At 41.6% G+C, this 22,233-nt stretch carries 16 protein-coding genes; 10 read left to right on the top strand and 6 right to left on the bottom strand.

The features are described 5' to 3' along the window. Positions 1 to 803: 803 nt before the first annotated feature. Genes HMPREF1505_RS07610 through HMPREF1505_RS07590 form a run of 5 tightly spaced genes read right to left on the bottom strand, consistent with a single transcriptional unit; the run spans position 804 to position 6,792 of the window. Positions 804 to 1,892 carry an ABC transporter permease gene (locus tag HMPREF1505_RS07610; protein WP_036924248.1) on the bottom strand — a complete coding sequence of 363 codons (1,089 nt, stop codon included), beginning with the start codon at positions 1,890 to 1,892 and terminating at the stop codon, positions 804 to 806. Positions 1,893 to 1,898: 6 nt separating this feature from the next. Further along, a complete protein-coding gene (locus HMPREF1505_RS07605; protein WP_036924242.1) occupies positions 1,899 to 2,957 on the bottom strand; it encodes an ABC transporter permease in 1,059 nt (352 codons plus the stop codon). 33 nt (positions 2,958 to 2,990) lie between these two features. After that, positions 2,991 to 4,469 (bottom strand): ATP-binding cassette domain-containing protein, encoded by a 1,479-nt coding sequence (locus HMPREF1505_RS07600; protein ID WP_036924239.1) that lies wholly within the window; start codon positions 4,467 to 4,469, stop codon positions 2,991 to 2,993. Between the two features lie 15 nt (positions 4,470 to 4,484). Continuing rightward, the gene (locus HMPREF1505_RS07595) at positions 4,485 to 5,501 is read right to left on the bottom strand and encodes an HlyD family secretion protein (protein WP_036924237.1); all 1,017 of its coding nucleotides are present in this window, start codon (positions 5,499 to 5,501) and stop codon (positions 4,485 to 4,487) included. A gap of 19 nt (positions 5,502 to 5,520) precedes the next feature. Then, a complete protein-coding gene (locus tag HMPREF1505_RS07590; protein ID WP_036924264.1) occupies positions 5,521 to 6,792 on the bottom strand; it encodes a TolC family protein in 1,272 nt (423 codons plus the stop codon). 204 nt (positions 6,793 to 6,996) lie between these two features. Here HMPREF1505_RS07590 and HMPREF1505_RS07585 point away from each other — a divergent pair, with 204 nt between their 5' ends. Beyond that, positions 6,997 to 7,863, top strand: a complete 867-nt coding sequence (locus HMPREF1505_RS07585; protein WP_036924235.1) for an AraC family transcriptional regulator — start codon at positions 6,997 to 6,999, stop codon at positions 7,861 to 7,863. Between the two features lie 747 nt (positions 7,864 to 8,610). On the opposite strand, the gene HMPREF1505_RS07580 is transcribed toward HMPREF1505_RS07585, so the two are convergent. Further along, positions 8,611 to 8,796 carry a hypothetical protein gene (locus tag HMPREF1505_RS07580; protein WP_036924233.1) on the bottom strand — a complete coding sequence of 62 codons (186 nt, stop codon included), beginning with the start codon at positions 8,794 to 8,796 and terminating at the stop codon, positions 8,611 to 8,613. A gap of 341 nt (positions 8,797 to 9,137) precedes the next feature. Here HMPREF1505_RS07580 and mtaB point away from each other — a divergent pair, with 341 nt between their 5' ends. The 9 genes from mtaB to HMPREF1505_RS07535 all read left to right on the top strand — a co-directional run bounded on the left by mtaB (position 9,138) and on the right by HMPREF1505_RS07535 (position 22,038). Continuing rightward, a complete protein-coding gene (gene mtaB, locus HMPREF1505_RS07575) occupies positions 9,138 to 10,487 on the top strand; it encodes a tRNA (N(6)-L-threonylcarbamoyladenosine(37)-C(2))-methylthiotransferase MtaB (RefSeq protein WP_036924231.1) in 1,350 nt (449 codons plus the stop codon). Continuing rightward, complete coding sequence (locus tag HMPREF1505_RS07570) at positions 10,484 to 11,521, top strand: glycosyltransferase family 2 protein (protein WP_036924229.1); 1,038 nt, start codon at positions 10,484 to 10,486, stop codon at positions 11,519 to 11,521. Before mtaB ends, HMPREF1505_RS07570 begins: the two co-directional genes overlap by 4 nt. 121 nt (positions 11,522 to 11,642) lie before the next feature. After that, the gene (locus tag HMPREF1505_RS07565) at positions 11,643 to 12,455 is read left to right on the top strand and encodes a gliding motility protein GldB (protein ID WP_036924227.1); all 813 of its coding nucleotides are present in this window, start codon (positions 11,643 to 11,645) and stop codon (positions 12,453 to 12,455) included. 503 nt (positions 12,456 to 12,958) lie between these two features. Continuing rightward, positions 12,959 to 13,657, top strand: a complete 699-nt coding sequence (locus HMPREF1505_RS07560; protein WP_036924225.1) for a carboxypeptidase-like regulatory domain-containing protein — start codon at positions 12,959 to 12,961, stop codon at positions 13,655 to 13,657. Positions 13,658 to 13,661: 4 nt separating this feature from the next. Further along, complete coding sequence (locus tag HMPREF1505_RS07555) at positions 13,662 to 14,360, top strand: carboxypeptidase-like regulatory domain-containing protein (protein ID WP_036924223.1); 699 nt, start codon at positions 13,662 to 13,664, stop codon at positions 14,358 to 14,360. Between the two features lie 11 nt (positions 14,361 to 14,371). Further along, positions 14,372 to 15,085, top strand: coding sequence for a carboxypeptidase-like regulatory domain-containing protein (locus HMPREF1505_RS07550; protein WP_036924221.1), 714 nt, complete (start codon positions 14,372 to 14,374; stop codon positions 15,083 to 15,085). Positions 15,086 to 15,096: 11 nt separating this feature from the next. Continuing rightward, positions 15,097 to 15,795: a carboxypeptidase-like regulatory domain-containing protein gene (locus HMPREF1505_RS07545; protein WP_036924220.1), complete on the top strand. Its 699-nt coding sequence runs from the start codon at positions 15,097 to 15,099 to the stop codon at positions 15,793 to 15,795. Next, complete coding sequence (locus HMPREF1505_RS07540) at positions 15,780 to 16,400, top strand: radical SAM protein (protein ID WP_036924217.1); 621 nt, start codon at positions 15,780 to 15,782, stop codon at positions 16,398 to 16,400. The genes HMPREF1505_RS07545 and HMPREF1505_RS07540 overlap by 16 nt, the downstream gene beginning before the upstream one ends. 88 nt (positions 16,401 to 16,488) lie before the next feature. Beyond that, positions 16,489 to 22,038: an alpha-2-macroglobulin family protein gene (locus HMPREF1505_RS07535; protein WP_036924215.1), complete on the top strand. Its 5,550-nt coding sequence runs from the start codon at positions 16,489 to 16,491 to the stop codon at positions 22,036 to 22,038. Positions 22,039 to 22,233: the final 195 nt, after the last annotated feature.

Raw genomic sequence — 22,233 nt, 5'->3', positions numbered from 1 at the left:
GTCGCTCTATGCACCGACGGTGCCTCCGTTACTTCTATTGCTTTGTTTTAATAATTCTCCGTCCTCTCCGTGCCTCCGTGTGACATTGCTACAAACTCTAAACACAAGTGGCAAACCTTATCACTCCAAAATCCTGAAGACCCTAAAATACTTCTTTAGTGTTTGAATTTTATTTACAAATCGCACGTGCTTTTGGACTTTAAAAGTCGAAAAAACGAGCTAAAAGGCAGCCTTTGTAAGTTGCATAGAATCAGATAGTTGCATAATAACGTTTTTAAAGGTGCTTAGTAAGCCTTCAAAAGGGCGTTACTTAGAGCTCAAAAGGGCATCTTTTGCAAGCCAAAAGGGCGTAAATTGCAAGCCAATCTACGCCCTTTTCGTTTGCTGTCTTAGAATTTTATTTACAAAACCCTACGTTCTTACAAAGGCTATAGAGATTTTAAAAGGCAGAAGCGTGCAAAACTGAAATGTTCTTCTGTTACTTTGTCTTTCATTTACTCTATCTACAAGCAACTCGTTAACTTTTCTACCAAATAATCGTTCTCCTGTTACTTTGTCTTTCAATTACTCTGTCTGCAAGCAACTCGTTAACTCGTCTACTCGTTAACTTGTCAACTAAAGAATCGTTCTCCTGTTACTTTGTCTTTTAATTACCCTGTCTACAATTAACTCGTTAACTTGTCATCTCGTTAACTTGTCAACTAAAGAATCGTTCTCCTGTTACTTTGTCTTTCAATTACCCTGTCTACAAGCAACTCGTTAACTCGTCTACTCGTTAACTTGTCAACTAAATAAACGTTCCTCTATCTTTTGTTCTTCTTATAACTCACTACCGCCCAAGTTCCCATAAAGAGACCTATTCCCGAGAGGGCAAGCAGCTGATGACTTATGCTACTGATGTTTCCACCGCGGATAAATACTGTACGCATCGCCTCAATGAAGTAGCTCACAGGGTTGATATAAGTGGAAAGATAAGCAAAAGGAGGCATCGAACGCGTTGGGGTGAATAGTCCTGAGAGCAACAGGAGTATGACCATGAAGAACCACATCACGAAGATTGCCTGCTGCATGGTATCGGAGTAATTAGAAATAATCAGTCCAAAGGATGAGAAGAATAGTGCAAGCAACATCGAAAGGAGATAGATGAGGGCTATATTCCCCACAGGGGTGATGTCGTAGAGAAGCCAAGACAACAACAGACAAACCGTCACGATGAAGAAAGCTATCATCCAATAAGGAATCAACTTCGAAAGTATGAAAGTCCATTTGCTCACTGGTGTCACATTTATCTGTTCAATTGTTCCCTTCTCTTTTTCGCTGACGATGTTAAGTGTTGGTAAGTAACCAGTTATCATCATCATCACCATAGCCAACAGTGCGGGAATCATAAAAACCTTGAAGTTAAGATGTTTATTGTAGAGATAAAGCGTGTCAATCTTCGACTTTATGGCTGTTGTAGAGGGCATGACATTCGCAGAAACAATCTGAGAAAGGTATCCCGAGCCCAACGCTCCCTTTGTTCCATTGACAGCATTAGCCGCAATCAGGACCTGTGGAACACGTCCTGAGTTTAAATTACGGCTGTAGTTTTGGGGGATAACAACCACGACATCCGCCTCAGAATGTTCTATATTCTTGAGTGCTTGTGCGTAGGTAGGCTGCTGCCCATGGAAGATGAAGTATTTGTTTGCTTCTATCTCGTGTACCAATTGTTGTGAGAGGGTAGAGCGGTCGTTGTCGACAACATCCACAACAATGTTCTTAACCTCCATATTCATTACCCACGGCATAACGCACATAATCATTATTGGGAAGGTAATGATAAGTCTTGGCAGAAAGGAGTTACGACGTATCTGTGTGAATTCCTTTCTTAAAAGATATTTTAGTATCATAGTTTTCTATTCTAATCGTTTGTTAAACTTTGCCAGTGCAAGCGACATCAAGGCTATGAGCATACTTATTAGTATGGACACTTCAAAGTAAATTTCTTCAATTCTGGTACCCATAATCATCAGTTTACGCATCGCACTGATGTAATAACGAGTAGGGATAATGGCTGAGATGTATTGTAATATCTTCGGCATTGACTCTATTGGGAACATCATTCCAGAGAGCATAATGACAGGCATCATTAATAACATCGCTGATATGAGGAGGGCAACGAGTTGTGTCTCGGCTATTGTTGACACAAGGATTCCTAACGATAGCGCTAATAGGATATAGATAGTTGAAACCACATATATCCAGAACAAAGAACCCTTTATAGGTACGCCTAATACGAAGGACGACATGAGTAAGATGATTGAAAGGATGGTGAAGGCAAGCACAAGATAAGGTACTAACTTCGCAACAATAATCATTAAGGGCTTTGTTGGCGATACAAGCAGTACCTCCATGGTCCCTTTCTCCTTCTCACGGACTATGGAGATAGAGGTCATCATAGCACATACGAGCATCAGCAACGTACCCATAATGGCAGGAACGAAGTTATAAGTAGACTTCATCCGAGGGTTGTAAAGTAGCTTTGTGTTCACCGCCTTTGCCTCAGTATTATTGATAACGGCATTGGCATAGATGGTCCATTGCTGTGCCATGTTGGGGTCTGCACCATCTACAATGAGTTGATAGCCCGACTTCTTACTTGCAAAATCCTGTGAAAAGACGATTGCCATATCGGCTTTTTGGTCACGGATAGCTTTCTCGGCTTCGTTAGGAGTCGCCACAACCTTTGTCAATGTGAAGTATTCGGAGGCTGCGAGGCGGTCAGCTACTTGCTGAGTGGCATTGTCAGCATTGCTCATTACGATGATAATGCGTACGTTTCGCACATCATTGGTGACGGCAAAACCAAAGAGAAGCATCATTACGATGGGCATACCGAACAGCATCAACATCGTGCGTTTGTCGCGAAGAATATGCTTGGTTTCCTTGATAACAAATGAAAAAAATGGCTTCATCTATAATTGTTTGTTTTAAATGGATAGGTAATCTTAATCTGAACTGCGCTTTGCTTGACGTGCCAGATAAGTAAATACATGGTCCATATCGGGTTGATTGAGCGTCCGCTTTAGTTCGTCGGGTGTCCCCAAAGCCTTTATCTTACCGTCTACCATGATCGAAATACGGTCGCAATACTCGGCTTCGTCCATATAGTGTGTGGTCACAAATACCGTTATTCCCCGCTCTGCAGCATCATAGATAAGTTCCCAAAACTGACGACGTGTGGCGGGATCGACGCCTCCTGTAGGTTCATCAAGGAACACAACACCAGGATTATGGAAGATACTTACAGAGAAAGCAAGCTTTTGTTTCCAGCCTAAAGGCAGACTTGCTACCAGCGTATTGCGGTGTTCTGAGAAGTTTAGACGCTCTAATAACGCATCCGTCTTACGGCGTATTTCGTCGTCTTTCATACCGTAGATACCTGCAAAAAGGCTGATATTCTCGGCAATGGTGAGGTCATCATATAGCGAGAACTTCTGACTCATGTAGCCGATATGTCGTTTGATCTGCTCATATTCGGTACGGATATCAAACCCAACAACCCTTCCTGTGCCGTTAGTAGGCTGGTTGAGACCCGTAAGCATGTGCATAGCGGTGGTCTTTCCGGCTCCGTTAGCACCGAGAAAACCGAAGATTTCGCCCTTCTTCACCGTAAAGGAGATGTCGTCTACAGCGTGGAAAGAACCGAAAGTCTTGACAAGATGTTCTACTTCTATGACATTTTCTGCTTCTTTGTTTGTAGCGTTAATTGCCTTATCGTTCGTTGTTCGCTCGATAGCTGGTGGGTTAAAGATATCTTTAAACTTAGTAAGAATATCGTCAGCTGTGCCTATTCCTTTTACTACTCCTTCTGAAAGGAAGGCTACTCGCTCGCAACTTCTCACCTCATCAAGGTAAGGTGTGGAGACAACGATGGTTATATCACGCTCCTTCAGTTGACAGAGAATCTCCCAAAACTCCTTTCGGCTGACTGGATCAACACCTGTTGTAGGCTCGTCAAGGAAGAGAACACTTGGCTGATGGACCAATGCACAGCAGAGTGCTAACTTCTGTTTCATACCGCCAGAGAGTGCTCCTGCCTTTCTATCCTTAAATCGTTCGATCTGCGAATAGATAGGTTTTATGGCTTCATAGTTCTCTTCTACCGTTGTATTGAAGAGTGTAGCAAAGAAGTGAAGGTTCTCTGCTATCGTTAAATCTTGATAAAGTGAGAATCTTCCGGGCATATAACCGACTCGCTTGCGCACCTCTTCCATTTGGCTGACCACGTCAAATCCGTCTACTGTAGCGGTTCCTGTCTTAGGCAAAAGTAGCGAACAAAGGATGCGAAACATTGAAGTCTTGCCAGCTCCGTCAGGTCCGATGAGACCGAATATCTCACCTTTATTCACGGAGAAGCTAACATCCTTCAATGCTTGTACCTTTCCGTAGTGCTTTGATATGTTGTTTACTTCTATTGCTGTCATCGTTTATTTCTCGCTTTAAAACTTCACTTCGCCATACATTCCAATCTTTGCATAACCGTCATTTTGGAACTGTATCTTGATAGCATAGACCAAATCGGCACGTTCATCTTCTGTGACAATACTCTTTGGTGTGAATTCTGAGCGACTTGATATCCATGTAACGACACCATTATATTGCTTTTTCTCGCCACCACCATAGTCTGCTATCACCTTTACCTTTTGTCCTAACTTGACGTTTTTGAGCTGTTCAGAGGTGATATATGCGCGTAAGTACATACGCTTGGTGTCTGCAATCTTGAACAAAGGCTTGCCAACAGAGACAAATTCTCCTTGTTCAACATACTTCTCTAAGACTGTTCCTATGAGCGGACTCTTCACAAAGGTGTGAGCAATTTGGTCGTCTATCTGGGCTTGCTGATTGCGAACGCCAGCTTGCTGTGCGCTTACTCCGGTCTGCTGTGAGCTTATTCCGTCCATTTGAGCAGCCAAACCCTTATTCTGTTCAGCTAAAGATGCATTCTGACTGGCAATCTGTTCCTGCGTAGCTACGAGTTGTTTCTGTAGTACTTGTATCTGATAATCAATGTCATCAACCTGTTTACGTGGCACAGCACCGTCTTTTAAGAGCTCGGCAAAGCGTTCACGCTCACGTTGCTGATTAGCAATTTGTTGTCGAATAGATGCCACCTGCTTTTCAAGGTCTAACTGTTTGCTTGCTGTTGCTTGTCTATTCGCTTGCAACTGACGCTTGTTAGCTTCGAGCTGACTATGTGTTGCGGTTAGTTGTTCGTTGCTTGTAGCCAATTGTTCACGCTTTAATGAGAGTTGGCGGGAGTCAATCTGACCAACTGTTAGTCCGTTGTTAAGCAGCTGTCCTTCAGCAATATTGAAGCTTATCAGTTGACCAGTAGACTCCGCTGATACCGTTACTTCAGTTGCTTCGAATGTTCCTGTAGCATCATAATCCTTCTTATCTTTTCCGCAAGATGCCATGATAACGGCAAGACTTGTTAATAAAACGATCTTTTTCATATCCTTTGTTTGTCTTTTTTTATTCGTTGTTTGTATATTTCAAGTTATACATCTCCTTAAGCATATCAATCTCGTGGATGCTTTGTTGGGTCTTGGCTGCATTCTCATTGTTTATCTCTCGCAGCAAACTAATGACATCTATGATTCCGTGAGTAAGTTTTGATTCTGCTGCCTTACGTACATTCGTACGCAATACGATGATTTCATCGTCGCTTTTCATCATTGTTTGATAGCGATTAATATTCTCATTTTGTTGTATCTCTTCCAGTTTATTGTTGAATAGAAACACTTCTCGCGCATTCTCTATCATTTCTCGTTGTGCGCTTAGCCTTGCTTTGTCGTTCTTGTGTGTGTAGAAAGCACTTACAGTCCATGACAATTTGATGCCGACGATACCATTAAGACTCCACTTGCGGTTCATCATATCCTCAAACATATTCAGTCCCGGATAGCCGTAAAAGCCTTGTGCAAAAAGTCCTAACTTGGGTCGCAATTGTGTGTCTAAGGCTTTCTCCTTTGCTTCTGTAAGTTCTAATTGACTATTGTATAGGTGCATCTCAGGGCGATTATTTACTGACGAAGCTACCTGGACAGGTGCTGGTTTCTGTGTATTGTTCACCTCGAGTCCACAGAAGACGCTTAACATACACTGTAGTATTAGCTTTTGTTGCTTCAGATTCTCGTTCTGTTGCTCAACACTGAGTCGTTCTGCTCGCACATTGTCGAGGTCGCTCGTAGCAGCCGTACCGCCTTTTACCATGGCAGAAAGCTTTTTCTCACTTGACAGTAGCAGTGTTTTTACATCCTCGTTAAGTTGGATTTGTTCGTTCAGCAACAGCAATGAGAAATACATTTCATTGACACGTCGGCGCACTTGATATAGATTTGTTTCCGTCTGCGCCTCCTGTACTTTTCCCTCTTTCTGTGCAATGTTACGCTGACTGCTAATAGCACCTCCGTCATAGATAGTCTGCTGAAGGTCGATACCTATCTTGTACTGATCCTTACTCAGCCCTTTCATGTTGAGTCCCATCTGCTGATACATACTCTGCATACTCTCTGGCCAAGCCGTAACAGCACTTTGATAGGTTGCTTGCGCCGATGCCGTGAGTTGTGGAAGCCACCCTTTCTGAATGTTCTTAACCGTCAGTTGCGTTGTCTTAGCAATCAATCCATACTGTTTGATGAGTGGATAATTCTTTTCTGCTGCCTGCTGACATTCTTCCAATGTCTGCGCCCAACTACCGGAAGATAGTATTATTAAAGCAAGGCTTATCATTATTTTCTTCATATTCATACCTTTGTTTTTATGCTTATTTACTGTGGTTTAATTCCTTTTCTATCAGGACGATGCAAATTTATCCTATCTTTCTCGTTATCTGATTATCCAAAATTTAGATTAAATTGTCTTTTTGTACGATTAGTATTAAAATTGTTCTTCATATCAGTATAATAATAGTAAATTTGCAATTAAATCATACAATAAGGAAATTTTATGAGCATTACGAAAGTTATAAATCATCTTTCGGTAGATAACCTGAATTTAAATGAAGTTCTTAGCCAGCAGGATAAGTTCTTTGTCAACGACGATTTGATTCTTATTCTTAATGGAAGTGTACAGCGGATTCCTGTTTTTAGTAAGGAAGAAATCTATCAGATGGTAGAGCCGCGTCTCTTTCTTGTGCTGGAAGATAGTGCAGAGGTCTGTATCAATCTGCAGGATTATCATATTGAAAAAGGAAATGTTATGTTGAGTCCTGCCGACACAATCGTTGAAGTTAATAAGATTTCCGATGATGCTCGTGTGACGGTTATTGTGTTTAGGGATAGTATTGAGATGTCTGATGAGGTGGTATACAAAACTTCCCCTGCAGAGTTTGACAGATTGCTGAGGATGTACTATCTTTTATGGGATGTCGTACACATTGCTCCTTATCGCCGAAAGACCGTACAGTATTTGTCTAAAGCGATTGTTGCAGATGTGCAAGAACTAAACGGGGTGGTGGCGCAAAACGTTCAGAATGAAGGCTCTACGCGTACTCAGGAACTCTTCCTTCAATTCAAACGGCTGATAAAACAGCATTGTGTACAGGAACGCTCAATTCCTTATTATGCCTCTCAACTGCATGTAACGCCACATCATCTTTCTGCGACAATAAAGAAGGCAAGTGGGCAGAGTGTGATGTCTTGGATAAATCGAGCCACCATACAAGAGGCAAAGCTACTGCTGAAAACTAACGGAATGATGGCTTATGAAGTTGCAAATCGCATGAATTTCCCCAGTGCTTCTGCTTTCTCTAAGTTTTTTAAACGCGAAACGGGCTTGACACCTCGTGCTTATCAGGAAACAACCTATAAATAAGAAAGATGTTTTGAGTCCTATTTTTTAAGCTAAAAATACGAGAATTGGTTTGAATTTTATTTACAATACAACGGTGCTTTTGGGCTTTAAAAGTCAAAAAAACGAGCTATAAGACTGCTTTTCTAAGTTGCATAGAATCAGATAGTTGCAAAGTTGTGTTTTAAAAGGTGCTTAGTAAGGCTTCAAAGGGGCGTTACTTGGACTTCAAAAGGGCATCTTTAGCAAGCCAAAAGGGCGTTAATTGGAAGCCAATTTACGCCCTTCTTGTTTTCAGCCTTAGAATTTTATTTACAATAACCCATATTTTTACAGGAGCTATAGAGAGCTTAAAAGGCAGAAGGATGCGGAAATCAATCATTCTTCTATTCCCCTATCTTAATCAAATTCAACTTTTGTTCTTAGGGTTACGCTGACTTTCATTTTCCCTGCTTACAAGTAACTTGTTATCTTGTCTACTCGTTACCTTGTCAACAAAAGAAACGTTTTTCTGTTACTCTGTCTTTATATTCCGCCCTTCTTTTGTTTCTCTGTTACTTTGTCTTTATTTTATCCTGTCTTAATCTTACTTTGTCTCAAAGTGATTTAGTTATCTTATCTACAGCAATAGTGGTAATCATAATTATGAATTATGAATTATGAATTTTGCATTAGATAAATCATGGTTCTGATTACCTCATGTCTATAAACGAAAAAACCGCAGGACAATGTCCTGCGGCCAATTTCTCTCTTTTTCTGTTCGTTCTCTGATTACTTAACAGAGTCAGCAGCAACTGAATCAGCAGCAACTGAATCAGCGTGTACGCTATCTACCATTGAATCAGCAGCCATTGAGTCAGCTGTAGAGTCAGCGTTCTGAGCTGGCTTAGAGTTACCACCACAAGATGCGAAAGAGATAGCTGCGATAGCTACGAACATTAAAACTAATTTCTTCATTTTCTTTGCTTTTTAAATCTGTAAAACAATCATTTGTTTGTTAAAACGATGCAAAGGTAAGTATTTTTTTTATACGGCAATAATATTTTTAGAACTTTTTTTGTTCTTCTTTTGTAACAAATTTGTAATCTGTTGATAATCAACACGATATGAATATTAAATAAATGTTAAAGGTTTTAATGTGTGCCTACACAATTTAAAATCCCTTTGTTTTTAGCACCTTTAGAGCTTTGTTTTTGCGTGTAAAATCTTATTTTCTGGCTCTTTCTTGTTTTTTCTGATGAGCAAACGGGCTTATTTCTTTGGTTTTGTCTTCATTTTACTGTAACTTTGCAAGTTATATGATAGATACAGCAGCATTTCAAGGCAAGACAGCCAAGTTCTATACGTTGGGTTGTAAGCTCAACTTCTCAGAGACAAGTACCTTCGCGCGTACCTTATATAATATGGGCGTGCGTGAAGCGAAGAAGACTGAGCAGGCAGACATATGTCTGATTAATACCTGTTCGGTTACTGAGGTTGCTGACCATAAGTGCCGTCAGATCATCCATCGTATGGTTCGCCAGAACCCAGGTGCTTTCGTAATCGTGACAGGTTGCTATGCTCAGCTTGAGAGTGCAACGGTAGCGAAGATAGAAGGTGTTGACCTTGTGTTGGGTAGTAATGAGAAAGCCGACCTCGTACAGTATCTTAGTGATGCTTGGAACAAGGTCGATACAGCTAAAGAAGAGACGTCAGAGGGAGAGTATCACTCTGTAAAGACGAAGGATATTAAAAGTTTCCAAGCAAGTTGCTCACGTGGTAATCGTACACGCTACTTCCTAAAGGTGCAAGACGGATGTAATTACTTCTGTACTTATTGTACGATTCCTTTTGCTCGTGGATTCTCACGTAACCCGACTATTCAGTCACTTGTTGCGCAGGCAGAAGAGGCTGCAAGAGAGGGTGGAAAGGAAATTGTGTTGACGGGAGTGAATATAGGTGACTTTGGTAAGACCACAGGTGAGAGTTTCTTAAACCTCGTTAAGGCATTAGATAAGGTAGAGGGCATACAGCGATTCCGTATTAGTTCGTTGGAACCCGACTTGATCGATGATGAGTTGATAGCGTATTGTGCAGAGTCACGAGCGTTTATGCCACATTTCCACATCCCACTTCAGAGTGGTTCTGACGAGGTGTTGGAGTTGATGCACCGTCGTTATGACACGGCACTCTTTGCTCGTAAGATAAAACTTATTAAGGAAAAGATGCCCGATGCATTTATCGGAGTGGACGTGATGGTAGGTTCTCGTGGCGAGCGTCCAGAGTATTTTGAGGATTGTTATAACTTCCTCGACTCTCTTCCAGTCACCCAACTCCATGTCTTCCCTTATTCGGAACGTCCAGGAACAGCGGCATTGTCAATCCCTTATGTGGTAGATGACCGTGAGAAGAAGCACCGTGCGCATAAGCTTTTGAAACTCTCTGACGAGAAGACACGTGCCTTCTATGCGGAACATATAGGGCAGGAGGCAGACGTCCTCTTTGAGAAAGCGGCACGAGGAAAGGCTATGCATGGCTTTACAGATAACTATATTCGTGTAGAACTATCGCCCAATCAGGCAAAGGAAGAATATGACAACCAGATTCTCCGAGTACGATTGGGAGAGTTTAATTTCGATCAAAGTTCATTAAAGGCAGAACTCTTATGAAAGTAGCGATAGTCATATTGAACTGGAATGGACGAAGCATGATGGAGCAATATCTCCCTTCCGTGCTGAAATTCTCACGAGATGAAGCAGAGGTTATCATAGCCGACAATGCTTCAACAGATGACTCTGTCGCATGGTTGAGAGAAACTTATCCACATGTTCGGGTGATAGAATTGGCTGAGAACTACGGCTTTGCGGAAGGATATAATCGTGCGTTAAAGCAGGTAGACAGCGAATATTACGTGTTGTTAAACAGTGATGTTGAGGTCACACACCACTGGCTTACGCCCCTCATTGAGGAGATGGAAGCCCATGAGGACATAGCAGCTTGTCAGCCAAAATTGCTCTCTGTTGCTAATCCTGATGCTTTTGAGTATGCTGGTGCATCGGGAGGTTTCATTGATCGTTATGGCTATCCGTTCTGCCGTGGACGTATCTTTGACACGGTAGAGGATGATAATGGGCAGTATGATAATAGTGAAGAGGTACTTTGGGCAACAGGAGCTTGCTTGATGATACGTGCCAAAGACTATTGGGCAGCAGGTGGATTGGATGGCAGATTCTTTGCTCATAATGAAGAAATCGACCTCTGTTGGCGTCTGCATCAGATGGGTAAGCGCATCTTCTGTTTCCCTGAAAGCTATGTTTATCACGTTGGAGGCGGCACATTGCCTAAGTCAAATCCACGTAAAACCTTCCTGAACTTCCGTAATAACTTGACCATGTTATGGAAGAACTTACCAGAAGATGAGTTGAAACATGTCATGCGCGTAAGATGGTTTTTAGACTATTTAGCTGCATTTCAAACGCTGATTCTGAATCATAATTGGGGTGAATTTAAGGCGATTTTCTCAGCTCGTAGGGCTTTTAAAAAGTGGCGACATGAGTTTGAGAGATTACCTATTCGTCTTGATGGAGTAGTGAAACATCGAGAAAATATCCCTTCTTGCACGAATGATGGACGTAAGAAATATGCCCTCCTTTGGCAATATTACGTGAAGGGTCGTAAGTTTTTTAGCTCCTTATCTGAATGAAAATGGGATATAGTTGCATGTTATTTTAATATTTTTAGCAGAACGCTTGCGTTTTAAAATATATTTTAGTAATTTTGCAATCAATACTCAAATATTGTAAAAAGTAACCAGAAAGTAACCAGTGAGATATCTCTATTGCATATTATTAGTTGTTCTGTTCACCTGTGTAGGCTGTCAGTTCAAACTTTCATCTGATGACGTGAATGAAAATTCACTGTTATTAGAGATAGATCGCTATGACCGTTTGGAATATCGTTACTTGACAACAGGTGATTTCTCTGCGCTCCAGCAGATGAATACAGAGTATCCGATAGAGACCCGTACACTGATAGAGGATGTCGTAAAGATTGGTGAGATAACCGATCCAGACATCAATACAAAGTTCTTGAAGTTCTATCAAGACACGACCTTACAGTCTGTTATAGCAGCTGTAGAGTCGGAGTTTGCCAATACAGAAGACCTTGATCATCAGTTTAGTGGAGCTTTCAGACGACTGAAACAGGCTTTGCCGAACATTACAATTCCAAGAGTCTATGCACAGATATCAGCTTTAGACCAAAGTGTTGTCGTGGGTAATGGTACTATCGGTATCTCGCTTGACAAGTATCTCGGTCCTAATTATCCTTTGTATGCGAAGTTTTATTCGCCAACACAGCGTAAACAGATGTCACGTGAATACATCCTTCCAGATTGTATGACATTCTATTTGATGAGTATCTATCCTTTACAGCATTTTGAATCGCGTCCGCAAGTGGAGCGTGACTTGCAGATTGGAAAGATACAATGGATTGTCAATCAGATAATGACAAAGCGAACCTATCACAGTCGGTATGAGGAGGCTGTAGACAACTATATGAAGAAGAACCCTAAGACCTCTTATGAGGAACTGCTTCGTATGACAGATTTCTCCAAATTTACTGTTGTGGAGAGTTAATGAACATTGCTTGACGAAATCAAAAGAAAGATACTATCCCCTCTCAGAACCAATGGAATCGACCATATGAAAGGTTTTGCAGAGGGGATAATTGTATCACCAAGTTATCAGAGTTTAACCTCTAATCAGTCGTTGGAAGATAAATTGCTCGTATCTCAGTGATATATTATAAGGTAATATGCCCTCAGCACAAATGGTGCTAAGCCTTCGCACCACATGTGCGGAGCCTTCGCACGAGGCTTGAACAGGGCTGGGGAACTTTATAAGTATCATCTTATTTGAGGCAAGATACAAATAGTAGACATACAAGGTGTGTTTTTAAGTAAGCGGTGTAAATAGTTTGTCATCTCTTGATAAGCTAATACTTTTTATGTGTATTTTATAGTGAACGATTAAATTTATCGTCATCTAATAACAAAAATGTCAGTTTGTTTTTGTTTATCTTCTTTTTTTTATATTTTTGTAGCAAGGTCTTTTATTTACTAACGCTTAAATAATAATTTATGGACAAGGGAAGAACTATTTGTAAGGTCTTGAAGGATGTCCGTCAGAAAATAGCAACTGAGAACGGAATAAGCTATCATCCAGAAGAGTGTCATCATAAGGGCGAATGTAAAGGTACGTGTCCTGGCTGTGAGAAAGAAATCCGTTACCTTGAAGAACAACTGAAGAATAAACAGCATAGCGGTTTAGGCTTGAAGGTGGCTGGTATTGCAGCTGGCGTCTGTGTGACAGTATTGCCAATGGCTGCTATGGTACAAACAGAGAGTAAGATTAGTCCTGACTTTAAGGCTAAGACGATAAAGAATGATTCTATAAGAGCGGTAGACCTGACCAATGGGCACCCTGATGCTGTGCTATTACGTGGGAAGGTATTCGATACAAAGACAAAGGAGCCTATTATTGGAGCCGTTGTTGGGTCGCAGGACACAAAAAAAGGAGATGTCACCGATATTGAGGGCGACTATGCTGTGAAAGCTCTGCCAACTGATACACTGGAGGTGAGAGGTATTGGTTATTATAAAAAGAGTGTGACAGTTAAAGAACTCTTAGATAAAAAGAATAATGATATTTATATCACTGAGGACTCGGCGATGATGAATGAAATTGTAGTCTTGGGTGGATGCGATAAAATGTTCGGGAAGCATAAGACGAAGAAAGGACCAAAGTCGCATAAGGAAAAGAAGTGTAATAAGAAATAAAGTTATGGCAAAAGGAAAGAGTACTTGTCAGCTACTAAAGGATATTCGGCAGCAGATAGCGGATGCGAATGGTATCAGCTATCAGCCTAAGGAGTGTCAACACAAGGGGAATTGTGCAGGTACTTGCCCTGCTTGTGAGGAGGAGATACGTTATCTTGAAGGGGAGTTGAAAGCACGTAAGGGTAATGGCTTCGGTATGAAGGTGGCTGGTATTGCTGCAGGTATCTGCGCTATGGTAATGCCCATGACTGCTGCTGCGCAAGGTGTTAAGCCCGATAGTACGGCTAACCCTCCTGTACAAACAACCAAGAAAGCCCCTATAAAGGTAGTAGACCTTTCTGATGGATGTGCATCACCTGTGGTTGTACGTGGAATGGTCATAGGTGGTGATGATAAGGAACCTTTGATAGGTGCTTCTGTTGTAATAGACGGAACTAACAAGGGTGTGGCAACAAATATTGATGGACTTTTTGCATTGAAGTTACCATCAGAAACTTCGTTGGTTATTTCATATATCGGTTATAAGAAGCAAAAGGTTCATGTAAGTCCTCTTTTACATTCTGATAATAATGTTATTGTTCTGGAAACCTATGATATAGCAGGAGAGGTTGTAATTGCTTCTCCAAACTACGATGATGTGTATGGTCATAGGACTTATAAACCGAAATCGCATAAGGAGAAGAATAAAAAGAAGTGTAAGTAAGGATAAGGATTATGGTAAAAGGAAAGAGTACTTGTAAGCTACTAAAGGATATTCGGCAGCAGATAGCGGATGCGAATGGTATCAGTTATCAGCCTAAGGAGTGTCATTACGAAGGGGAGTGTGCAGGCACTTGCCCTGCTTGTGAGGAAGAAATACGCTATCTTGAACGTGAGTTAAAGGCGCGTAAGGGTAATGGCTTCGGTATGAAGGTGGCTGGTATTGCTGCTGGTATCTGCGCTACGGTAATGCCGGTGACAGCTGCTGCGCAAGCTGTTAAGTCTGATAGTACGGCTAACCCTCCTGTACAAACTACCAAGAAAGCCCCTATAAAGGTAGTAGACCTTTCTGATGGTTGTGCATCACCTGTGATTGTACGTGGAATGATCATAGACGAAGAAAATAAAGAACCTGTGATAGGGGCAGCTGTTGTAATAGACGGAACAAACAAGGGTGTTGCTACAAACGTAGATGGACAGTTTGCTTTGAAGTTACCACCAGACACTTCGTTGGTTATTTCATATATAGGTTGTAAGGATAAGAAGGTTCGTGTAAGTTCGCTTTTGCATTCTGATGATAATGTTATTGTGCTGGAAGCCGATGATTTATCGGGTTTATCGTGCATAGCAGGAGGGCTTGTAACCGTCTTGAACTACGATGATGTGTATGGCCATAGGACTTATAAGCCGAAGACGCATAAGGAGAAGAATAAAAAGAAGTGTAAGTAAGGATTAGTATTATGACAAAAGGAAAGAGTACTTGTAAGCTACTAAAGGATATTCGGCAACAGATAGCGGATGCGAATGGTATCAGCTATCAGCCTAAGGAGTGTCATTACGAAGGGGAGTGTGCAGGCACTTGCCCTGCTTGTGAGGCAGAGATACGCTATTTAGAGGCGCAATTAAGAGAACGGAAACGCAAGGGATGGGGCATGAAAGTGGCTGGTTTGGCTACTGGTCTTTGTGTTGCTACGGTTCCGCTTACATCATGTCAGAATACTCCCAAAGCTTGCAATGTTGAGAATAAAGCTCAGGATTCTACTGATACGCCAGTTATGGGTAAAGTAGTGATACCAAAAGCACTCACTGCAGATTTGAAGAATGCTATTGTTATTATTGGACGAGTGCTCGACTCATCTACTGGTAAGGCTGCTCCGGAAGTTAATGTTATGCTATTAGGAGGTAAGAAGAGGCTGTCTTTGGGCGAAGATGGAAGCTTTGTATTGCAGGTTAATCGTAATGATACCCTCGTGTTTTCATCTTATGGGTTTGAGGATAAAGTGATAGCAGTGAAGTCTATTCGTAATCCTGATAATATGGTTGTCCGTTTAGAACCCTCTCTTGACGTAGTAGGGGAGATAGATAGGGAGTATTTAGAGAAAGAATTAGCCGACAGCACAGCTCCTCAATCACATAAAGAGAAATGCAATCAGAAATAACAGCACCGTTTATTGCCATTAATCGGCACAGGCTCACCACGGATGGCGAAGGCGTAACAACATTGGTAGGCTTTCATGGTTGTCCGCTGCATTGCGAGTACTGCTTAAACGCTCAGTGCTTGCAGGCTGATGGTGTATGGTGCAGGCTGACACCCGGTGAGTTGTATAGTGAGGTAGAGATAGACGATCTTTACTTTGTGGCAACGGGTGGCGGTATCTGTTTTGGAGGTGGTGAACCCCTTTTACGTTCAGACTTCATCAAGGCCTTTGCTGAGATAATGAATCCCGAATGGAAGTTGACAATAGAGACATCGCTCAACGTGCCGCTTGAGAATGTCAAAGCTATTGCCTCGTTAGTGCAGATGTGGTATGTAGATATAAAGGACATGAACCCTGATATCTACAAAGCGTATGGATGTAAAGAGAATAAGCAGGTAGTTAGTAATCTTCAATGGTTAGCAGCGAACGGATATGCTGATAAGGTAATCATCCGTCTACCCTTGATACCTGAATATAATACAGATGAAGACCGCCAGCGAAGCCAACAACAGTTGGAAGAGATGGGTTTTACAAACTTTGATAAGTTTAATTATATTGTGCGGTAGTAGCATTCATCTTATACAATATACATAGCTCATCTTTCGTTTTTTACTTGAAAAGCATTATCTTTGCAATTAATAAAAGAAAGAGAGTATGAAGAAACCACTTATCATTTTATCAATTATATTTCTGTTGTTGCCAATTACTGTAACAGCACAGAGCTTCGACGCCTTATGGCAACAAGTAAATCAAGCTGAGCAAAAGGATTTACCAAAGACACAAATCAGCTTGTTAAAGAAGATTGAACAGAAAGCACAGAAAGAGAAAGCCTATGGGCAAATATTGGCAGCAAGTCTGTTAGCATCAAGATTACAGACAGAGATTGCACCCGACTCTGCTGAGGTAGAGTTAAAGCGATTGAAGGCAAAGGCAAAGATGGTAGAAGGGAAGGATGAGGTCTTGTCGGCTGTCTACAATTGTATCTTGGGTGTGATAGGACGGAATGAAGAAAGTGGAAATGCTGACGAATACTTCAAGAAGGCACTTGCTAACCCTTCTCTGTTGGCAAGTCAGAAAGCAGCCGACTTTAAGCCTTTGATAAAGATAGGTAAGAACGATGATATCTTTAAGGGTGACCTACTGCATGTTATTGGTATGCAGGTGGGTAACTACGACAAATTACATAGCTATTATAAAAGCGTTGGAAACCGTGAGGCAGCTTGCTACACGGCGTTGATGGGGATAAAGGAGGAGAAAGAGAGTATTCCAAAGCTCGACTCACTCATGCAAGCATATAGTGACTTACCGATATGTGGAGAAGTTGCGTTGAAGCGTTATGCTTGTATGGGAGAAGATACTTCGGTTGAGGAAAAGATAGGCTATATCGACAATGCACTTGTCCGTTGGGCATCATGGAATAGAATCACATCATTACGTAATGCTCGTGCAGAACTGACAAGACCGATGTTTGAAGTGAGTTTCGATAAGCGTAATGTTAGCTCGACGGAGAAGAATAACTGGGTTAAGTTGAATACGCGCAATGTATCGGATGTAGTCATAACGGTTACGCGTACGAAACTGTCAGGTAATCATTCTCTCAGTCTTGGAGATAAAGACGACATAGCTAAGTTGAAGGCAAGTCTGTTGCCTGCAACAACGCAGACGATAACCCGTACTTTCACTGGTCATAAGGATTATGAAGAGGTGAAAGACTCTTTCTTAATGCCTACATTACCTTTGGGTGTTTACCTCATTAAGGTAGAAACGCCTAAAAAGAATTTTACACCAGAATATGCTTTCTACTATGTTAGTGACCTCTATGTCATGAGCGAACTACAGCCAAAGAAGAAAGCACGGTATGTTGTTGTCAATGTTGAGGATGGTCAACCAGTAGCAAATGCAACGGTTCAGGCTACCTATCCAAATTATTATAATGATAAGCCTTCTATCGTTAAGAAACTGGTTACGAACAAGAATGGAGAGGTCATCTTTGACTCGGAAAGAACTACCCCTGACATCTATGTCTTTACGAATAAGGATAAAGCCTTTGAAGAAACTCAACTGGAGGGGTCGTATGATTACGACAAGGTGAACTATGACAAGATGGTAACTCAGGTCTTCACGGATAGAGCTATCTATCGTCCTGGGCAGACGGTGCACGCATCTGTCATTGCTTATCAGAACACCAAGCAAGACTATAAGACTAAGGCTGCAGGCGGACAAACCTTCGATATGGTTCTGAAAGATGCCAATTATAAGGAGATAGGACGTAAGTCAGTAACCACCGACCGTTTCGGTACTGCTGCAGCAGACTTTAATCTTCCAACAAGTGGACTGACTGGTAGTTTCTCTATTTATGCTGATTTTGGAACAAAAGGATCTAAGCGTTTCCAAGTAGATGAGTATAAGCGTCCAACGTTTGATGTAAACTTTGATGAGTATAAGGAGAAGTATGCTGTCGGTGATTCTATCAAGTTGATTGGTCGTGCCAAGAGTTTTGCTGGTGTACCAGTACAAGGTGCAAAGGTGCATTATGTCGTTACACGTAATATAAGCTATTGGAGTCGCTTCTATGAAGACAGTGAGGAAGTGAACGAGCAAGATGTTGTCACAGACGACAAGGGAGAGTTTGTTGTTACTGTGCCTTTTGTGTTATCTGACAAAGCCAAGAAGGAACTGAAGTCTGGTAAGGGTTATCGTTCACTTTTCTATAACTTTAGAGTTGAGGCTTCGGTGACTGATGCCGCAGGTGAGACACATGAGGGTTTTGCTTCATTGCCATTAGGAACAAAGGAGGCAAGTCTTTCTTGTAATATTGCTGAGAAGAACCTGCGTGACAGTCTTAAAACGATTAAGTTTAATTATCTGAATGCTGCAGGATCTCCTGTTGATGGAACTGTGAAGTATGTTATTGTACCACAGCAGAAGGATAAGAATAATTATGTTTATAGCGATTACAAGACCGCAAAGGCAAATGAGAATGTTGCTATAATGGATTTGAATTCTGGTGCTTATCGCCTACATGCTATTTGCGGAACAGATACGATAGATGAGGACTTTGTCGTCTTCTCTTTTGATGATAAGCGTCCTGTTATTGAGACACATGACTGGTTCTATCTGAGTGGAAACCAATTCCCTCGCGATGGTGGTCCTATCTATATGCAGGTGGGTTCAAGTGATGAGAATCAGTATGTTGTTTATTCTATCTTCTCAGGTAATAAAGTGATTGAAACAGGTTCTTTCAATCAAAGCAATAGTATACAGACACGCAAGTTTGTCTATAAGGAAGAGTATGGTGATGAGATATTTCTTAATTATGCTTGGGTAAAGAATGGCATAATGTATTCTCATTCAGAAAGGATTATGCGTCCGTTACCAGATAAGAGCTTAATTGTGAAATGGAAGACCTTCCGTAATAAACTTATCCCTGGTCAGCAGGAGGAATGGACAGTAACTATTAATCGTCCTGATGGTAAGGCTGCCAATGCTCAACTGATGGCAACACTTTATGACAAGAGTCTTGATCAGTTCTTGTCTAATTCATGGAACTTAGGCAACTTCTTCTCGCTTAACTATACATCTGTTAATTGGGAGAGTCCTGACTATTCTGGTTTGGGTCTTTCATGGGAAGCTAATATCAAACCTTTTGATGTAGAGTGGTTGTCGTTCTCGAGATTTGATAGTCGCTTCTTAGAAGATTATGATACGCCAGATGCTTATATTTATTCAGCAAGAGAAGACCGAATGGTAAGCATGACACGTGCCGTTAAGTCAATGGCTTTGGCAAAGGAGTCTTCTATGAATGAGGTCGTTAAGGTTGGCTTCGGACCTACTAAGGAAATGAAAGTGAAATTTACAGCTCCTGTAGTAAAGAAAGATGAGGAGATAAAACAAGAGAAGGACGAACTGAAGAATGTAAAGCCTTCTATGCGTGAGAATCTCAATGAGACAGCCTTCTTCTATCCACAGTTGCAGACGGATGGAAAGGGTAATGTAAGTATTAAGTTTACGCTTCCAGAGAGCCTTACTACTTGGCGTTTCATGGGATTGGCACACGATGAGGATATGAACAATGGCTTCCTTTCTGATGATATTGTTGCTCAGAAGACTTTGATGGTGCAGCCTAATATGCCTCGCTTTGTTCGTTTGGGTGACGAAGCAATGGTTTCTGCTCGTTTGTTCAATCAATCTGAGAAAGATATCAATGCAAAAGCAAAGGTTGAAATCCTTGATCCTGCAACAGAGAAGGTGCTCTTTACGGATAGTAAAGCTGTTGTTTTGAAGGCACAGGGGAGTGGTTCAGCAACGTATAGTTTAGCTTCATTGTTGGCGAAGAATGCCAATAAACTTACAGCTGACCAGTCCTTGCTCGTTGTTCGCTTCATGGTTGAGGGCGATGGCTTCTCTGATGGTGAGCAACATTACCTCTCAGTTCTTCAGAATAAGGAGTATGTAACAAACACCTATCCGTTTACTCAGAATGAGGCAGGGGTGAAGACGATTAATGTTGGTAAGCTTTTCCCAAAGAAGAGTACGGATCAGAAGCTGACAGTAGAGTACACCAATAACCCTAATTGGCTGATGATTCAGGCATTGCCTTATGTCGCAGATGTAAGTGAAAAGAATGCTATCAGTCTTGTTTCGGCTTATTATGCAAACCGTTTGGGTAAGCAGATCATGAGTACTTCCCCATCGATTAAGCAGACTATTGAGCAATGGAAGAAGGAAACGGGTAAAGAAACGTCAATGATGTCGGCTTTGGAGAAGAACCAAGAACTCAAGTCTTTGACACTTGACGAGACTCCTTGGGTGATGGATGCTAAGAATGAAAGCGAACAGAAACAGCAACTCGTGCGTTTCTTCGATGAGAATCAGTTGCAGAACAAGTTGACATCAACATTCTCAAGTCTAAAGAAACTGCAAAACTCTGATGGTTCGTTCTCTTGGTGGCAAGGAATGAAGGGAAGTCTGTATATGACTGTTGCGGTGACGAAGACGCTTGCTCGTTTGCAGAACCTTACCAGTCCAAGCCCAGAGGTAACAAACATGATTAACGCTTCTTTCCGCTTTATGGATAAGAAGGTAGCTAAGTGTGTGGCTGAGATGAAGCGTGATGAGAAGAGGTATAATACGATACTCTTCCCATCTGATGACCTTTGTGATTATCTTTACACCAATGCTTTGTTCTATCATGACCGAGCTACAAATGACATAAAGTACCTCATCGACCGCCTGACCAAGAAACCTACGGACTTAACTATCTACGGTAAAGCGAATACTGCAGTAATCCTTCAGCAGTATGGTAAGGTTGAAAAGGCACGTGAATACCTGCAGAGTATCAAGGAATATACGGTTTATATGGAAGAAAAGGGACGTTACTTCGATTCTAAAAACGCTTATTACAGCTGGCGTGATTATAAGATTCCAACAGAGGTGGCTGCTATCGAGGCGATAAAGACGATTACTCCTACTGATGGTAAGACGCTTGTTGAGATGCAGCGTTGGCTCTTACAGGAGAAGCGTACGCAGGCTTGGGATACACCATTGAACTCAGTGAATGCTATTTGGGCATTTATGAACAATGGCAATTGGTTGATGCAGAATGGAGAGCATGCTACGTTGATGCTTGATAACAAACCATTGCAGACAACACAGCCTACGGCAGGTTTGGGTTATGTGAAGGCTACACAGCCAGTTGATTTCCAATCGTCTGAAAGTCATGATTTGGTTATCAGCAAGACAAGCACTGGCACAAGCTGGGGTGCTGTCTATGCGCAGTTCTTCCAGACGTCAACAGATATCTCTGATGCTTCATCTGGCTTGAAGATTAAGCGTGAGGTCTTGGTTGATAGCGTACTGTTGAAGAGAGGAAGGAACCTTAAAGTTGGTGACAAGGTGCGTATCCGTTTGACGATCATTGCTGACCGTGATTACGACTTTGTACAAGTAGTTGACAAGCGTGCTGCCTGCCTTGAGCCTGTTAGTCAGTTGAGTGGATATCATTGGGGATACTACATTGCTCCAAAGGATTACACCACTAATTACTACTTCGATCAGATGGCAAAAGGTAAGCATGTCGTTGAGACAGAATATTATATTGACCGAGCAGGTGTTTATCAGACAGGAACCTGCACTGCGCAATGTGCATACGCACCAGAGTATAGTGGACGTACAGGTGCAGAGGTTATACGAGTAAATGAGTAGACGAGTTGACAAGCGAACGAGTAAACAAGTTATTTGATAGAGTTGTCGATTCAAAGTGTTGTTTTAACTCTATTCATTTTCAAGTAGATGAGTAGACAAGTGAACAAGTCTACAAGTAAACGAGTAAACAAGTTATATGATAGAGTTGTGGAGTAGGGGATGTTATCTTAACTCCCCTAACTTCTCAACTCCTTA

The sequence above is a fragment of the Prevotella sp. ICM33 genome (assembly GCF_000517825.1).
Classification (GTDB): Bacteria; Bacteroidota; Bacteroidia; order Bacteroidales; family Bacteroidaceae; genus Prevotella; species Prevotella melaninogenica.
The sequence above is the reverse complement of the archived record's forward strand: the minus strand, read 5'-3'. Positions and strand labels throughout refer to the sequence as shown.

Excerpts from the sequence above, each read along its gene's own strand:
- HMPREF1505_RS07610 (WP_036924248.1), bottom strand. The coding sequence starts at position 1,892 with ATGATACTAAAATATCTTTTAAGAAAGGAATTCACACAGATACGTCGT.
- HMPREF1505_RS07605 (WP_036924242.1), bottom strand. The coding sequence starts at position 2,957 with ATGAAGCCATTTTTTTCATTTGTTATCAAGGAAACCAAGCATATTCTT.
- HMPREF1505_RS07600 (WP_036924239.1), bottom strand. The coding sequence starts at position 4,469 with ATGACAGCAATAGAAGTAAACAACATATCAAAGCACTACGGAAAGGTA.
- HMPREF1505_RS07595 (WP_036924237.1), bottom strand. The coding sequence starts at position 5,501 with ATGAAAAAGATCGTTTTATTAACAAGTCTTGCCGTTATCATGGCATCT.
- HMPREF1505_RS07590 (WP_036924264.1), bottom strand. The coding sequence starts at position 6,792 with ATGAAGAAAATAATGATAAGCCTTGCTTTAATAATACTATCTTCCGGT.
- HMPREF1505_RS07585 (WP_036924235.1), top strand. The coding sequence starts at position 6,997 with ATGAGCATTACGAAAGTTATAAATCATCTTTCGGTAGATAACCTGAAT.
- HMPREF1505_RS07580 (WP_036924233.1), bottom strand. The coding sequence starts at position 8,796 with ATGAAGAAATTAGTTTTAATGTTCGTAGCTATCGCAGCTATCTCTTTC.
- mtaB (WP_036924231.1), top strand. The coding sequence starts at position 9,138 with ATGATAGATACAGCAGCATTTCAAGGCAAGACAGCCAAGTTCTATACG.
- HMPREF1505_RS07570 (WP_036924229.1), top strand. The coding sequence starts at position 10,484 with ATGAAAGTAGCGATAGTCATATTGAACTGGAATGGACGAAGCATGATG.
- HMPREF1505_RS07560 (WP_036924225.1), top strand. The coding sequence starts at position 12,959 with ATGGACAAGGGAAGAACTATTTGTAAGGTCTTGAAGGATGTCCGTCAG.
- HMPREF1505_RS07555 (WP_036924223.1), top strand. The coding sequence starts at position 13,662 with ATGGCAAAAGGAAAGAGTACTTGTCAGCTACTAAAGGATATTCGGCAG.
- HMPREF1505_RS07550 (WP_036924221.1), top strand. The coding sequence starts at position 14,372 with ATGGTAAAAGGAAAGAGTACTTGTAAGCTACTAAAGGATATTCGGCAG.
- HMPREF1505_RS07545 (WP_036924220.1), top strand. The coding sequence starts at position 15,097 with ATGACAAAAGGAAAGAGTACTTGTAAGCTACTAAAGGATATTCGGCAA.
- HMPREF1505_RS07540 (WP_036924217.1), top strand. The coding sequence starts at position 15,780 with ATGCAATCAGAAATAACAGCACCGTTTATTGCCATTAATCGGCACAGG.
- HMPREF1505_RS07535 (WP_036924215.1), top strand. The coding sequence starts at position 16,489 with ATGAAGAAACCACTTATCATTTTATCAATTATATTTCTGTTGTTGCCA.